Origin of the sequence: Streptococcus parasanguinis (genome assembly GCF_032163505.1) — a bacterium.
GTDB lineage: Bacteria > Bacillota > Bacilli > Lactobacillales > Streptococcaceae > Streptococcus > Streptococcus parasanguinis_V.
Genome location: NZ_CP134147.1, coordinates 1,625,532 through 1,640,471 on the forward strand (window position 1 = coordinate 1,625,532; position 14,940 = coordinate 1,640,471).

Consider the following 14,940-nt stretch of genomic DNA (forward strand, 5'->3'; position numbering starts at 1 on the left):
CGCTTTGTCATTTTTCTGTACCTAAGAATCGTCTTTCCCATTACTATTATCGATAAAAAAATGAGGCTGGGACAAAAGTCCTAGACTCTTAATTGTTTTTGGATTGTCGAGCAAGACGCAGTGGTTGAGTGGTCTCTACTACGCTGATTTCATCAGCTTTTACAGCCCTACTCAACTGTGCGGAGGTGGGACGACGAAATCGAATTCTAACGAATTACCGATTTCTGTCCCACTCTCATTTTTTCACTTTGTATGTTACGCCCTTTGTATCTTGTTGGAATTGCGACAGGACGAAGGTGGATCGATACCATCCACCTGAGGAGTTAGTGAGTCGTGTCGGCAAGGCACCATTGTGCTTGCCGTTACACGAATTGAACACGGCCTAAATGCTGTGTGAAAAAGATAAATTCTCTTGTGAGCATCGCTCACTGCTAGAATTTCCTATTTTCACTGTGCATTTTACGGGCTTTGTATCTTGATTTCATGCTACTTCTTCTGTGAATTGGCTATTATAGAGATCAGCATAGAAGCCATTTTGGCTCATGAGTTCTTGGTGGTTGCCTTGCTCGATAATATTTCCATCTTTCATCACGAGAATCAGATCCGCATTACGGATAGTGGACAAGCGATGGGCAATGACAAAGGAGGTCCGGCCTTCCATGAGTTTGTCCATGGCTTTTTGAATCAACTCTTCTGTACGGGTATCGACAGATGAGGTTGCTTCATCCAAGATAAGGAGCGGAGCATCCTTCAAGAGGGCACGCGCAATGGTCAAAAGTTGCTTTTGACCAACGGACAAGGTCACTGAATCATCTAATACAGTATCATAGCCATTCGGCAAGGTCCGAATAAAGTGATGGACCCCAACCGCTCGGGTTGCCGCTTCGACTGCTTCATCTGAAATATCGGTTTGATTAAAGACTAAGTTTTCCCGAATGGTCCCTTCAAAGAGCCAGGTATCTTGTAAGACCATCGAAAAAGCATCATGAACTTCTTCGCGACTCATGGCCTTAGTATCCACACCATCGATGGTAATTTTACCAGCTTGAATGTCGTAAAAACGCATCAAGAGATTGACCATGGTGGTCTTACCAGCACCTGTTGGACCAACAATGGCTACTTTTTGCCCCGGTTTGGCTTCAGCTGTAAAGTCATGGATAATAGTCTTGTCTGGTGAATAGCCAAAACGAACATGCTCAAATTTGACATGACCTTTTGTTGTTTCCAATTGACGTATTTTTTGGGATTCGTCTTCCATTTCTTCTTCGTCTAAGAATTCAAAGACACGCCTCATAGCAGCACTAGCTGATTGCAATTGGGTAATTCCTTGGGCCATTTGACCAATTGGTTGGGTAAAGATGCGGACATAGGTCATAAAGGCCACAATGGTCCCAATGGTAATATCTCCATTAATGGTGAGGGCAGCCCCTACGATACAGACCATGACATAACCAAAATTCCCTACAAACTGCATCAAGGGCATCATAATCCCAGAGAAGAATTGGGATTTCCACATGCTTTGATACAAATCTTGATTGATGGCATCAAAATGATCTTTGGCTTGATGACGGCCATTGTAGGAAATAACAACATTATGTCCACTATAGATTTCTTCAACATAGCCTGAAACTTTAGCAAGATTATCTTGTTGTTGCTTAAAGAGAGGTTGGCTCTTGACCATAATAATGCCGGAAAGAGCAAAACCTGCAAAGATGGACACAATCGCTGTCACCGCCAAGTGCCAGTCCGTCTTAAACATCATAAGGATGGAGCCAATCAATAAGACAACAGAAGAGACCATTTGAACCAAGCTTTGGTTAAAGGATTGGGTCATCAAATCCACGTCATTGGTCACACGAGACAAGGTATCTCCTTGTTCATGGCTATCAAAATATTGGAGGGGTACACGATTGATCTTCTCAGCAATGGCATTGCGCAAGCGTTCTGCGAAGCGCTGAATCATGGTTGAGATAATGAAACTACTGCTGTAGGACACCAGTGCTCCAACTCCATAAAGGATGGCTAAAGTCAGGGCAATCGAAGTGATTTTGTCAATATCAATGGCTCCTCCCATCCCTTTTGTGATGGTATCCGTGATTTCTTTTAACTTATCCGGTCCAATAACCGTGATAATACTCGATACGATCGAAAAGAGGATAGCAACTTGGAAAAATAGGTGGAAGCCCTTCAAATAGGGAGAAAGTTGTCTCCAAAGGGACGATTCTTGTTTTGTTTTATGCATGTTCCAACTCCTCCTTAGACAATTGTGAATAGGCAATTTCTTGATAGACTTCATTGGTCGCAAGCAATTCTTTGTGGGTGCCTTGACCGACGACCTTCCCTTGATCCAAGACCAAAATCAAATCCGCATCCATAATGGTCGAAATCCGTTGGGCAACGATCAATTTGGTCGTATCTGCCAGCTCTTCTTTCAGGGCTTGGCGCAGGATCCGATCCGTTTTGTAATCCAGGGCTGAGAAGGAATCATCAAAGATGAGGATCTCGGGCTTACGTGCAAGGGCACGCGCAATGGCCAAACGTTGACGTTGTCCTCCAGAGAAGTTGCTTCCTCCTTGCGCTACTTCTGTATCCAAGCCCTTCTCTTTTGTGGCAACAAACTCTTTGGCTTGGGCCAATTCAAGAGCTTTCCAGATGGCTTCATCCTCTAATTTTCCTTGACTACTTTCTCCAAATTCCATATTGGAGCGAATCGTGCCGCTAAAGAGCACTGCTTTTTGGGGAATGTAGCCGACTTTATTGTTCAATTCTTGGTGGCTATAATCCTTGACATTCACCCCATCCACTAAGATCTTTCCTTCTGTCGCATCGTAAAAACGTGGAATTAAATTGACCAAAGTGGATTTACCAGAGCCGGTTGATCCAATGAAGGCAACGGTTTGTCCCTTCTGAGCTGAAAAGGTAACATGCTCAATCATAGCACGGGAAGTCCTTCCATATCGGAAGGAAACATCTTGAAATTCTACACTTCCTTTTTCTCCAGACTCAGTCTTGGACTCAGATGGAAAATCAACAGACGGCTCTAGAGCCAAGACCTGATTAATCCGTTTTGCGGATACCAAGGCACGAGGAAGAATAATCAAGATGGCCACCATCATCATAAAGCCAACGACAACCTGCATGGCGTAAGAAGAGAAAGTAATCATATCGGAGAAGACCTTGGTCCGATCCGCTAAGGCAGAACTCACGGCAAGCTTTGTAGGATCTTTTGGCATGGCGATATCATTGATCAAGTGCGCCCCAATCCAGTAGATAGCAAGGGTCAACCCACTTGATACCACTGTCATGACAGGGTTCATCAAAGACATCAAACGATAAACAAAGAGATTTAGACGGGTTAAGCCCTTGTTTTCAGCCTGGAATTTCTCATTTTGATAAGCTTCTGCATTGTAGGCGCGAACCACTCGCACCCCAGTCAAACTCTCCCGTGTCGTCGCATTCAAAGCATCGGTCAAACCTTGAACCTTTTGCTGGCGCGGAAAGGCAATAAGAACCAGAACAGAGAGAAGAATCAAGACCATCAAGACCGCAATCCCAACAGACGTTGTCCAGGCACTGCTCTTCCCCCAAATCTTGGTCAGAGCCCAAATCGCCATAATGGGACCACGCGTCACAACTTGCATCCCCATGACAATCATGATTTGTAACTGGGTCAAATCATTGGTTGTACGAGTCAAGAGAGAGGGAACGGAGAATTTCTTGATCTCGGCATCAGAGTAATCCATCACTTGATGGAAAATCTCTCCTCGAAGTCGCGTCGTAAAGCTGGCAGCGACTCTTGAAGCCAAAAAGCCCACAAAAACTGCCATCAAAAAGCTTCCAAAAGAGAAGAGCAACATCTTGCTTCCCGGATCCATAATATCAGAAACCTTGGTCCCATCCTTGGCTAAGAGGGTCGTGATATCGGATAAGTATTCAGGAGTCTTTAAATCCATCCAAACAGCCAGACAGATAAAGACCGTACTAAGGGCAATCATGCCCCATTCTTTGGCAGTTAACCGCCGAAATATATTGATCATTCCTCGCTCCTTTTTTTCATATTCTCATAAAATTGATGCATGACCCTGAAAAAGATGGCCAATTCTTCTTCTGATACACCAGCCATCATATCCTGGTCCACTTCTTCAAAGAATTGTTTCATGTCATTCAATTTATCTTTTACACTGTCTGTTAGGTAGACATACTTGGCCCGTTTATCGGTTGGACTAGGCTCTAGATAAATAAAGCCATTTTTCTCCATGCGCTTGATCAGGTTACTCGTCACGGATTTTGAGATATGAAGTTCCTGCTCAACATCCCGAATCAAGGTCACTTTCCCCTCCTTTTCACGATGAGATAAAAAGCCCAATACCTGACCTTGGGGTCCTGCGCTAAATTCAAGCCCTCTCTTCTTGGCCTCTCTTTCTACCATGAGGTGAATGAGATGACCGATTTTTTTAAATTCTAGTAAAGGTTTGTCCATCATTTCCTCCAAATAGTTCTCTTAAGAACTTTAAAGTTACTATGAGAACTATTTTAACACAAAAAAGATCCCTGTCAAGAAAAAAGTTTCCATAAGAACTAAAAAAAGGAGCCGAATCGACTCCATCCTTCATCTTTAGATAATAATGCCTTCTAGATGATCCATTTCATGCTGACAGATCTGGGCCGAAAAGCCTGACAAATGAATTGTTTTTGCTTTCCAATTCATATCTCGATAGGCCACTGAAATCTCCTCATAACGAGTGGTCGGCCGACTCCCCACCAAGGACAAGCATCCTTCCTCTGTTTGGTAAGGCTTTTTCTTTTCAAGGAGAACCGGATTAAACAGGACCAAATTTTCACTTCCCATTCGGATGATAATCGCTCGCTTTTTCACCCCGATCATATTGGCTGCTAAACCGACACACTCAAGGAGATGAGCATTTAAGGTGTCCTGCAAATCCAAAGCCAAGGTGCGATCCTCAGGTGTCGCTTCTTCTGACTTTTGACCCAAGAATAAGACATCTTTTACAATATTCTTTTTCATTCCTTCCTCACTTCTTGATAGATAGACGAAAGAAGAGAGTGGGACAGAAATCGGTAATTCGTTAGAATTGGATTTCATCGTCCCACCTCCGCACAGTTGAGTAGGGCTGTAAAAGCTGATGAAATCGGCGTAGTAGAGCCCACTCAACCACTGCGTCTTGCTCGACAATCCAAAAATAATTGAGAGGCTAGGACTTTTGTCCCAGCCTCCTCGCTCTTGTTTCTAACCTCTAAGAGACAATTGCTGCTTATTTTTTAAGCTTTTCGCTCACTTCTTTTGCAAGGACAAAGTTCCCCAAGGTCGCTGAACCATTGCCGGCAACTGCAGGTGTCACAATATAATCTCTCACATCAGGTACAGGGAGGTAACCGTTCAAGAGGGCAGTAAATTTCGTGCGAACACGATCTAACATATGTTGTTGAGCCATGACTCCTCCTCCAAAGACAATGACGTCTGGGCGGAAGGTAACTGTCGCATTCACTGCTGCTTGTGCGATGTAGTAGGCTTGAATATCCCATACATTGCTGTTGAGTTCAATGTTTTCCCCACGAATACCCGTACGAGCTTCGAGACTAGGACCAGCCGCAAAACCTTCCAAACAGCCATTGTGGAAAGGACAAACACCCTTGAATTCTTTTTCCACATCCATTGGGTGTTGGGCCACATAGTAGTGTCCCATTTCTGGGTGCCCAGCTCCCCCGATAAACTCACCACGTTGGATGACACCAGCTCCGATTCCTGTTCCGATTGTATAGTAAACCAAGTTTTCGATATGACCACCCGCATTGTTGCGTGCGACCACTTCTCCATAGGCAGAACTATTCACATCTGTTGTGAAATAGATAGGTACATTCAAGGCACGACGGAAGGCCCCAACGATATCTACATTGGCCCAATTTGGTTTTGGAGTCGTTGTGATGAAACCATAAGTGTTTGAATTTGGATCGATATCAATTGGTCCAAATGAACCAATCGCAAGCCCAACTAGATCCTCAAATTTTGAGAAAAATTCAATACACTTATCAATCGTCTCAATTGGCTTGGTTGTTGGAAATTGTACTTTTTCCACAACATTATAGTTTTCATCACCAACCGCACAAACAAATTTTGTACCGCCAGCTTCCAAACTTCCATATAATTTTGTCATGTTGGCTCCTTTTTTATTATGAAAAATATCCTGTATTTATTATAGCATATTTTGTAGTCAATCTTTTTCTCTTCTCTAAAGAAAAAACACACTTTTTTTGAGAAATAAAATTCAAGGACTGGAGATGATAGACCAGTCCTTGAAAACTTATTGTTTCGATTAAGCTTTGACTTCGATGATCGCATCACCCTTCGCAACAGATCCAGTTGCAACAGGTGTGACAGAAGCATAGTCAGCTGTGTTAGTGACGATCACCATAGTTGTGTCTTCAAGACCAGCTGCGGCAATTTTCGCTGCATCAAATGTACCAAGGACATCACCAGCTTTCACTTTATCACCTTGAGCTACTTTTTGATCAAATCCTTCACCGTTCATTGATACGGTATCAATCCCAACGTGGATCAAGATTTCAGCACCATTAGCGGTCTTCAAACCGTAAGCGTGACCAGTTGCAAAAGCAATGGTTACTTCAGCATCAGCTGGTGCATAGACAACGCCTTCAGTTGGTTTGATGGCAATTCCTTGTCCCATCGCTCCACTTGAGAAGACAGGATCATTCACATCAGCAAGTGCTACAGCACTACCAACGATAGGAGAGATGATGGTTTCGTCTTGAAGAGATGCTGGAATAACTCCAGTTGTTTCTTCTTCAATAATAGCTTCTGCTTCTTTGTCCTCTGCAGGAACTGATGAAGCTTCATCTTCATAACCAAACATATAAGTCAAACCGAAACTTAGGGCAGTTGTAAATACAACCATAAATACATATTTCAATAATTGACCGTTTAGATAGAGAAGCGTTCCTGGAATAATTGTAATACCAAATCCTGTACCAGCAAGATTTAACATAGATGCAATCCAACCACCTACTGCACCTGCTCCCAAAGCAATAACGAATGGTTTCACATAACGCAAGTTTACACCAAAGATTGCAGGCTCAGTAATACCTAACAAGGCAGAGATAGTTGCAGGAAATGCTAGAGCTTTCACTTTTTGAGATTTAGATTTCACTGCCACTGCTAAAGTAGCTCCAGCTTGTGCAGTCATAGCCGCTGTAATAATTGCATTAAATGGATCTTTTTTATCTGCAGTAATTAATTGTGATTCAAGAAGATTAAAGATATGATGGACGCCGGTAACGACAATCAACTGATGAACGCCACCAATAAGAAGACCTGCAAGACCAAATGGTAAATTCAAAATAAACTTAGTTACATTTAGTACATATTCTTCGATACTGTGGAAGAATGGACCAATAATAAACAAAGCGAGGAATGACATGATTGTCAATGTGAATAATGGAACCAATAACAAATCTAAGACATCTGGAATTTTCTTATGGAGCCACTTTTCAAGTTTCGCACCAATTAGACCAACGAAGAAAGCGGGAAGAACTGAGTTCTGGAATCCAACCACATGATGGAAGATACCAAAGTATGTTGCTGCTTTAGAAGGATCTTCCGCTACAACCCACGCATTTGGAAGTGTCGGACTAACCATCATCAAACCAATTACAATCCCAAGAACAGGATTTCCTCCGAATACTCGGAATGCAGACCATGAAATCAAGGCTGGGAAGAAGGCAAACGCGGTATCAGTTAAAATTGTTGAATAGGTATAAAAATCAGTAGATTTAAATGCATCTGCTGTTGTGCCAAACAAAGCCAAAACCTGGTCTTGAGCAATGGCACCACGAATCCCCATAAACAATCCAGTCGCAACAATTGCTGGTAGAATTGGAACAAAAACGTCTCCAAAGGTACGGATCGCGCGTTGGAACCAGTTTCCTTGTTTAGCGGCTTCTGCTTTCATTTCATCTTTTGATGATGTTGGTAAGCCAAGAGCTACTACTTCATCATAGATCTTGTTTACAGTACCAGTACCAAAGATGATTTGGTATTGACCTGAGTTAAAGAAAGCACCTTGTACTTTTTCAATGTTCTCAACAACATCTTTGTTGATTTTTGATTCATCTTTTACCATCACGCGAAGACGAGTCGCACAGTGAGCAACACTGCTAACGTTCTCAACCCCACCGATTGCATCGATGACCTGCTTTGCAATTTCTGTATTTGACATTTTGCAAAAATCTCCTTATTTTTTGTAATGTAAACGGTTAAATCGTTTCTACGTTTTTAATTGTACCACGTATTGAAAATATGTCAAGCGTTTTGCAGGATTTTTTTGAAACTTTTTTGGACTTTTTGACACCTTTTGACAGTATGAAACTATTTTCATTTTAAAACAGGCCTGTACTACGCTTTTTAGCACTTTAAATCAGACTTTTATTTTCATTTTCTTTCATATTTTCATAAATTTTCAACTTCTCCTCTTTTCTTCAGGCTGCAAAATAGCTGTCAATCGTTTGACATTTTTTGCCATTTTTTTCATTTATCGCTTGCATTTTTAATAGGAAATCGGTACTATGGAAGTAAGAAAAAAGTTCGGAGGAATAAAATGGAATGGACAACTGAACGTCGTTACAGACGTTACGAAGACTGGACAGAAGATGAAAAGCAAGCCATCCAAGATCATATGGCCAAATCTCCTTGGCATACACACTATCATGTTGAGCCAAAAGCTGGTCTCTTAAATGATCCTAACGGTTTTTCCTACTTTGATGGAAAATGGATCTTGTTTTACCAAAATTTCCCATTTGGTGCAGCCCATGGGTTAAAATCATGGGTACAAACAGAAAGTGAAGACTTGGTTCATTTCAAAGAAACTGGTGTAACGCTTCTTCCAGACACAGATCTGGATAGCCATGGAGCTTATTCTGGATCAGCCATGCAGTTTGGTGACAAACTATTCTTATTCTACACTGGAAATGTTCGTGATGCAGAATGGGTTCGTCATCCTTACCAAGTCGGTGCTTTGATGGACAAAGACGGAAAGATTGAAAAAATTGACAAAATTTTGATTGATCAACCAGCTGACTCTACGGGTCACTTCCGTGACCCACAGATTTTTAACTTTAAGGGGCAATACTACACTATCGTCGGTGGTCAAGACCTTGAGAAGAAAGGATTCATCCGTCTCTATAAGGCTGTAGATAACGACTATACCAACTGGGTTGCAGTCGGTGACTTGGATTTTGCAAACGATCGGACAGCTTATATGATGGAATGTCCCAACCTAGTCTTTGTTGGAGATCAACCCGTTCTCCTCTACTGTCCTCAAGGCTTAGATAAATCGGTCCTCGATTATGACAATATCTATCCAAATATGTACAAGATCGGGGCAAGCTTTGACCCAGAAAAGGCCGAAATGGTCGATGTATCCGAATTGCATAATCTCGACTATGGTTTTGAAGCCTATGCGACTCAAGGATTTAATGCACCCGATGGACGCGCCTATGCTGTTAGCTGGCTAGGTCTTCCTGATGTTTCTTATCCAACAGATTCCTATGACTACCAAGGAGCTCTCTCACTGGTCAAAGAATTAACCATCAAAGACGGCAAGCTCTACCAATACCCAGTTGAAGCGATCAAGGACTTGCGAGCTGAGTGTGAGGCATTTGCCAACAAGGCACAAACCAAGAACTGCTATGAATTGGAATTGCAGTTTGAAAAAGATAGCCAAAACGAAATCGTCCTCTTTGCAGATGCAGAAGGAAAGGGCTTAGTTCTCACATTTGATCTGGCTAAAGGATTAGTCACAGTCGATCGTAGCCAGGCAGGTGAGCAATATGCCCAAGAATTCGGTACGAGCCGTAGCTGCCCAATCGCTAACCAAGCCACAACCGCTAATATTTTCATTGACAATTCAATTTTTGAAATCTTTATCAATAAAGGAGAAAAAGTATTTTCTGGTCGGGTCTACCCACATGCGGATCAAAATGGAATCTTGATCAAGTCTGGAAACCCTACTGGAACTTACTACGAACTTGATTATGGTCGCAAAGCTAACTGATGTCGCCAAACTCGCCGGTGTCAGCCCTACTACTGTCTCACGGGTCATCAATAAAAAAGGATACCTGTCTGAAAAAACGATCCAAAAAGTCCAAGAAGCCATGCGAGAATTGGGCTATAAACCTAACAATGTTGCTCGTAGCCTCCAAGGAAAATCAGCCAAGTTAGTCGGCTTGATCTTTCCCAACATCAGCAATGTTTTCTATGCTGAATTAATCGACAAACTAGAGCACCAACTCTTCAAACACGGCTATAAAACCATCATCTGCAATAGTGAACACGACTCCGAAAAAGAGCGCGAATATATTGAGATGTTGGAGGCTAACCAGGTAGATGGCATCATTTCAGGAAGTCATAATTTGGGCATTGAAGATTACAACCGGGTAACTGCTCCTATCATTGCTTTTGACCGCAACCTCTCCCCAGAAATTCCGGTTGTCTCTTCAGACAACTACGCTGGCGGGGTGCTTGCAGCAGAAACTTTAGTAAAAACCGGAGCCCGAAATATTATCATGATCACAGGGAATGACAACTCCAACTCCCCAACAGGCTTGCGTCATGCGGGATTTGCATCGGTTCTAGCCGAGTCCATGATCATTAATGTTTCCAGTGATTTCTCCCCTATTCGCAAAGAAATGGAAATCAAACAGATTTTAACCCACCACAAACCAGATGCCATTTTTGCCTCCGATGATTTGACGGCGATCTTGATCATGAAAGTCGCTAGAGAATTAGATATTCAGATTCCTCAGGATTTGAAAGTGATTGGTTATGATGGAACCCAGTTCATCGAGACCTATACACCTGAACTGACAACCATCCAACAACCCCTCGAAGACATTGCTATCCTCATGGTGGATCTTTTACTCCAAAAGATCGAAGGAAAAAAAGTAGCGACTACCGGTTATTCCTTGCCCGTTAGTCTCCACTCTGGAAAAAGTATTTAAAAGCAGAGGCTGGGACAAAAGTCCTAGCCTCTCAATTGTCTTTGGATTGTCGAGCAAGACGCAGTGGTTGAGTGGGCTCTACTACGCTGATTTCATCAGCTTTTACAGCCCTACTCAACTGTGCGGAGTTGGGACGACGAAATCGAATTCTAACGAATGACCGATTTCTGTCCCACTCTCATTTTTCATTCAAAAAAAGAGCCATCGGCTCTTTTTGATTATTCTTCTGTTACAAATTGACTGAGAACACCATTGACAAATCGTGAAGAGGTTTCATCTGAAAAGGCTTTGGCCAATTCCACCGCTTCATTGACTGCAACGATCTGTGGTGTATCAAACTCTGTTATTTCATAAATTCCAAGACGAAGGATGTTTTTCTCCACCAAGGTCAAGCGCTCTACCGTCCAACCAGTTTTCAAATGTTGACCGATTTGTTGATCCAATTGATCTTTAGACTGATAAACACCCGTCACGAGGTTCATGAGAAAGGCAGGAAGATCGACTTCTTTGTCTTCTGCTAGGTCCTTGTCATGTAAATAAGCAAAGCGACAAGCTTCCACAATGTCTCCATCGTATTCCAAGGCCATCAAGGCTTGGAAGGCACGCTCACGCAGCTCTCGACGTGATTCTAATAAAATTTCATCAGTCATTGAGGAAGTCCTCGTTAAACAAGTCTTTCAAGTCTGGTTTTGGAGATTTTTCCGTCGCGATACCGACAACGTGAATGTTAACAGCATCCAAGGTTACATCTGCCATATCATAAACCGCAGACTTGACCGCTTTTTGAATCGCTACTGCTACAGATGGCACAGCAACTCCATACTCCAAATAGAGATAGATGTCTACTGAAACTTGACCATCTTCTTCTGTATGAAGGTAGACGCCACGTCCAAGTGAGCGTTTTGATAAGCTATCTGAAACACTCTTATTTTCAAGCGAATAGACACCCTCTACTTTTGCTGTCGCAATCGCAATAATTTTTTCTAATACACGTGGTGCAATAACGATGTCACCAAATTGTTCAGTTGCCATAGAAGTTCCTTTCTATTTGACACCCTGAGATGTCTCTTATGCACGAGAAACGTAAGTTCCTTCAGTAGTGTTAATGACCAATTTTTGTCCAGCTTCGATGAAATCAGGAACGTTTACGACCAAACCAGTTTCCATTGTAGCAGGTTTACCAGAACCAGTCACTGTAGCACCTTTGATAGATGGTTGAGTTTCTGCAACAGTTAATTCAACAGTTGTAGGAACTGTTACACCGATGACTTCGCTTCCGTAGAATTGAATTTTTACTTCTGAGTTTTCAAGGATGTAAAGCAATTCTTGTTCTACGTTCACAACTGGAATTTCATATTGGTCATATGTTTCCGTGTTCATGAAGTAGGCTGTATCATCCATTTTGTACAAGTATTGAGCTGGAACAGTTTCGATAATCGCTTGTTCAAATTTTTCTTCTGGACGGTAGCTAGTATCAAATGTTGAACCAGTACGGACATCACGCAATTTCATACGCATGATAGTGTTTCCTTTACCTGGTTTGTGGTGGCTAGCTTCCAAAACGCGGATCAATTTTCCGTCAGCTGTTTCAAAAGTCATACCAGCTTTCAATTTACTTGCTTCGATCATGTTTTATTACCTCTTTTTTAAAAATAGATTACTCTTTATTGTAACACACTATTTGATTTTTCTCAAACAGCAATTTTCTCTTTTTAGGAAGGCTAGAAGGCGGAGAGAGATTGTAGGAACGAGTCCTTAGAATCTCTACATTTCCACCACCAGCTTCACAATTCCTTATTGGTCTACAGGCACAATATTGCCATCAGCATCTTTGGTGACATGGACATATTTTCCATCTACTTCAATGTAGAAGGTATGAGGCTTGTCTTGAGCTGGAGAGGCTTGCTTTTGAAGGTCATTGCCAAGTGCTTGACCCAAGTTCATCCCCATAATCATGTTCATGCCATTGCCACCTTCATTTTTAGCAGCTGCGACCAAGGCCTCATTGCGAGCACGACGCTCTTCGATTTCAATGGTATTGTACTTCATCGCTGCCAATTCACTGTCCAGTTTATTGACCTTGGCCATACTGTCTGCATCGTAGCTCAAATCTTCGATGAGGACATTGGTTAATTCGATACCATATAATTCTGTCCACGTTTTGTTGACTTCGCGTTTTGCAACTTCATTGAAGACATCTTGGTCCGCATTGATATTGTAGATGTCTGCCTTATTTTCAGCCGTATATTTTGAAATGGCCACTGCAATTTTTGGTGCTAGATTTTGGCGCAAGGTTCCCTGAGCCACATCTTCCAAGGTAAATGGCTTATCTGCAGTGATTTGACGACTGACTGCACTGATGTAAAAGAGTACAGGATCTGCCACTTTAACATCATAAAGACCATAAAAACGAATGCTAAGAAGTTGTTGGTAACGGTCGCTAAAGTACTCAACTGGATTTTGAGTGCCAAATTTATTTCCTGTAAAAGGTTGCATCCGCACAAAAATAATTTCTTGTTGGGTGACCACTTGGCCTCCAAATGAGAAACGATTCTTGAACTGATCCCACGTTCCTTTCACACCACCCTTTTCAAACAACCAGGCATTTTCACCGGCTTGCCATTCGTGACTCCCTGCTTCTAGAAGGTCTCCTAGAAACGTTCCATTATTGACCAAGAGAGCAACATAGCCTTGGGGAACAATGACAACAGAGCCATCTGTCAATAGACCCGTATTTTGGTTGCTCTGACGAGAGCGCCCATCTGGATCTTTGGTCAAGAGCTGTCCCTTAATGGCCAAAGCTGTTGCTGGAACAGCTTCCGGCAAGGTAATGGCTTCCTTAAATTTACTATCTTGAAAACTTGAAATGCCCGCTGAAAGGGCTGCTTTAATAAATCCCATACATTCTCCTATCTGTAGAATTCAATTTCATCCACAACTTCGTAGACATCCAAGACCCAATCTTTTGGATTGTGCTTCAAGGATGCTTGGCAATATTCACACTTGTCGATTGAATCAATCGTCAATGGCGCACCACAGTTCGGACAATGATCACTAACGACTTCTGAATTCTTAATGATCTCTGTCTGCGCTCCATGTTCACGGAGGAAGACCATGCGGTAAACAGTAAAGAGATCTTTGGTTGGATCCCCTTCGATCACACGACCCGTTTCATCATTTCGGATGTAATCTCTCATTGTCGATGACAGAATGACTTCGATGCGGTCATTACCATCTGGATTTTCGATAAAGTCTTTGATCTTCGAATCTTCCACACGCACGCGCTCAAGAACATTGGTTGTTTTGGCGCGAATATGCTCTTGCAACTGCGTCAAGTGTTGCTCATAAAGACTGGTACTTTCTAAGTTCCGCACAGAATTCCAATCTTTTTCTGTCCAGGCAGACTGCAATTGAAGATAAACCAGCTTGACTTGCGACAAGAAGCGGTCTTCATCAAACATTGGATCCAATTTACGGATACGGCGAATCGCTTCATAGTTGTTCTCAATTGGTCGACCAGCCCGCTCTTCGGTTGTCCGTTTTGGACCACTATTTGAAGAAAATGATTCATCACTTTCATTAGCTTCTTTTGCAATATTGTAGATAAATCCAATCAATCCAACGATAGCAAAAATTGCTACTACACCACCAGAGTCTGTTCCAGAATCAGAACTGTAGCTACTGGATCCGCCAGACCAACTGCTGCCACCAGACCAACTACTTCCGCCACCCGACCAGCTACTGCCACTATCGGACCAACTGCTACCACCACCTGAATCAATCAAGCTACTGCCACCACTATCTGTATTACCGACACCAGCATGGGCAGAAGGAGCAAATACAAATAGAAGGGCTACTAGAAGAATTCCCAATACTAAAATTCGTTTTTTCATAGGCCTCATTTCTTAT

13 protein-coding genes are annotated in these 14,940 nt (G+C 42.4%); 2 read left to right on the plus strand and 11 right to left on the minus strand.

Annotated features, from left to right (window positions below):
* Positions 1-481: 481 nt before the first annotated feature.
* From RIN70_RS08175 to RIN70_RS08200, 6 genes are all read right to left on the minus strand, one after another.
* Entirely contained in the window at positions 482-2,242 is a 1,761-nt protein-coding gene (locus RIN70_RS08175; protein WP_195623372.1) for an ABC transporter ATP-binding protein, read from the minus strand.
* Positions 2,235-4,037 carry an ABC transporter ATP-binding protein gene (locus RIN70_RS08180; protein WP_195623371.1) on the minus strand — a complete coding sequence of 601 codons (1,803 nt, stop codon included), beginning with the start codon at positions 4,035-4,037 and terminating at the stop codon, positions 2,235-2,237. Before RIN70_RS08180 ends, RIN70_RS08175 begins: the two co-directional genes overlap by 8 nt.
* The gene (locus RIN70_RS08185) at positions 4,034-4,480 is read right to left on the minus strand and encodes a MarR family winged helix-turn-helix transcriptional regulator (RefSeq protein ID WP_021153785.1); all 447 of its coding nucleotides are present in this window, start codon (positions 4,478-4,480) and stop codon (positions 4,034-4,036) included. Before RIN70_RS08185 ends, RIN70_RS08180 begins: the two co-directional genes overlap by 4 nt.
* A gap of 135 nt (positions 4,481-4,615) precedes the next feature.
* A complete protein-coding gene (locus RIN70_RS08190; protein WP_049507051.1) occupies positions 4,616-5,026 on the minus strand; it encodes a peptide deformylase in 411 nt (136 codons plus the stop codon).
* A 247-nt stretch (positions 5,027-5,273) separates the two neighbouring features.
* A complete protein-coding gene (scrK, locus tag RIN70_RS08195) occupies positions 5,274-6,173 on the minus strand; it encodes a fructokinase ScrK (protein ID WP_003016958.1) in 900 nt (299 codons plus the stop codon).
* A gap of 159 nt (positions 6,174-6,332) precedes the next feature.
* Complete coding sequence (locus RIN70_RS08200) at positions 6,333-8,252, minus strand: sucrose-specific PTS transporter subunit IIBC (RefSeq protein WP_195623370.1); 1,920 nt, start codon at positions 8,250-8,252, stop codon at positions 6,333-6,335.
* A 378-nt stretch (positions 8,253-8,630) separates the two neighbouring features.
* On the opposite strand from RIN70_RS08200, the gene RIN70_RS08205 reads away from it, so the two are divergent.
* Positions 8,631-10,085 carry a sucrose-6-phosphate hydrolase gene (locus RIN70_RS08205; protein ID WP_155126463.1) on the plus strand — a complete coding sequence of 485 codons (1,455 nt, stop codon included), beginning with the start codon at positions 8,631-8,633 and terminating at the stop codon, positions 10,083-10,085.
* Entirely contained in the window at positions 10,066-11,031 is a 966-nt protein-coding gene (locus RIN70_RS08210) for a LacI family DNA-binding transcriptional regulator (protein ID WP_195623368.1), read from the plus strand. Before RIN70_RS08205 ends, RIN70_RS08210 begins: the two co-directional genes overlap by 20 nt.
* A 218-nt stretch (positions 11,032-11,249) precedes the next feature.
* Here RIN70_RS08210 and nusB read toward each other — a convergent pair whose 3' ends face one another.
* The 5 genes from nusB to RIN70_RS08235 all read right to left on the minus strand — a co-directional run bounded on the left by nusB (position 11,250) and on the right by RIN70_RS08235 (position 14,924).
* Positions 11,250-11,681 carry a transcription antitermination factor NusB gene (gene nusB / locus RIN70_RS08215; RefSeq protein WP_049515932.1) on the minus strand — a complete coding sequence of 144 codons (432 nt, stop codon included), beginning with the start codon at positions 11,679-11,681 and terminating at the stop codon, positions 11,250-11,252.
* Positions 11,674-12,063 carry an Asp23/Gls24 family envelope stress response protein gene (locus tag RIN70_RS08220; RefSeq protein ID WP_003005404.1) on the minus strand — a complete coding sequence of 130 codons (390 nt, stop codon included), beginning with the start codon at positions 12,061-12,063 and terminating at the stop codon, positions 11,674-11,676. Before RIN70_RS08220 ends, nusB begins: the two co-directional genes overlap by 8 nt.
* A gap of 36 nt (positions 12,064-12,099) precedes the next feature.
* Positions 12,100-12,660 carry an elongation factor P gene (efp, locus tag RIN70_RS08225; RefSeq protein WP_003005479.1) on the minus strand — a complete coding sequence of 187 codons (561 nt, stop codon included), beginning with the start codon at positions 12,658-12,660 and terminating at the stop codon, positions 12,100-12,102.
* A 165-nt stretch (positions 12,661-12,825) separates the two neighbouring features.
* Positions 12,826-13,932, minus strand: a complete 1,107-nt coding sequence (locus RIN70_RS08230; RefSeq protein ID WP_003008607.1) for an SPFH domain-containing protein — start codon at positions 13,930-13,932, stop codon at positions 12,826-12,828.
* A gap of 8 nt (positions 13,933-13,940) precedes the next feature.
* Positions 13,941-14,924 carry a TIM44-like domain-containing protein gene (locus RIN70_RS08235; protein WP_195623367.1) on the minus strand — a complete coding sequence of 328 codons (984 nt, stop codon included), beginning with the start codon at positions 14,922-14,924 and terminating at the stop codon, positions 13,941-13,943.
* Positions 14,925-14,940 lie beyond the last annotated feature (16 nt).